The following is a 258-nucleotide window of genomic DNA, read 5'->3' as shown; positions in this document are numbered from 1 at the left end:
GGTCATTGGACAAGATGAAATTGCTCGTTTGTCAGCGACTTTTAATGCGATGACCGCGCATATTAAGCGTTTGATTGAGTCGCAGCGCGAGCTGACGCGCGCAGTATCGCATGAGCTGCGCACGCCAGTGGCACGTATACGCTTTGCCGTCGATATGTTGGCTGATACCGATGATGAAGACTCGCGGTTTATGCAGCGTGATTATATCGATGAGGATATTGAGTCGCTTAACGGTCTCATTGACGAGATTTTGACTTA

Annotated in this window: 1 protein-coding gene; it reads left to right on the top strand. The window is 48.8% G+C overall.

Annotated features, from left to right (window positions below; translation table 11 throughout):
* On the top strand, window positions 1-258 hold a 258-nt coding region (locus AAEZ06_RS27660; protein WP_350617324.1), incomplete at both ends, for a histidine kinase dimerization/phospho-acceptor domain-containing protein.

The sequence above is a fragment of the Pseudomonas sp. HY7a-MNA-CIBAN-0227 genome (assembly GCF_040310325.1).
Taxonomy (GTDB): Bacteria; Pseudomonadota; Gammaproteobacteria; order Pseudomonadales; family Pseudomonadaceae; genus Aquipseudomonas.
Note: the sequence above shows the minus strand (reverse complement) of the source record. Positions and strands in the feature narration are given on the sequence as shown.